General features: G+C 63.7%; 1 pseudogene. It reads right to left on the bottom strand.

Annotation, left to right across the window (positions count from 1 at the left end):
* Nucleotides 1-109, bottom strand: a pseudogene (locus GSY69_RS15500) (IS30 family transposase); the annotation flags it as partial.
* Nucleotides 110-251: the final 142 nt, after the last annotated feature.

The following is a 251-nucleotide window of genomic DNA, read 5'->3' as shown; positions in this document are numbered from 1 at the left end:
GATCGGGGATCACCGTGCCCTTGGGCAGATACTCCCGGTAGAGCCGGTTCGTGTTCTCGTTGCTGGGCCTCTGCCAGGGCGAGTGGGGATCGGCGAAGTAGACCGGCATCGCCGTGGCCAGGGAGACTGAAGCGCCCTGGGTTTCGTTCCGAGTCTCAGCAAGGAGAATCGGAGCATGCCCAAGAAGTTCAGTCCAGAGCTGCGTGACCGTGCCGTGCGTATGGTCTACGACCGTCAGGCCCGCGAGGGTG

Source organism: Brevibacterium rongguiense, from assembly GCF_009857845.1.
GTDB lineage: Bacteria > Actinomycetota > Actinomycetes > Actinomycetales > Brevibacteriaceae > Brevibacterium > Brevibacterium rongguiense.
Note: the sequence above shows the minus strand (reverse complement) of the source record. Positions and strands in the feature narration are given on the sequence as shown.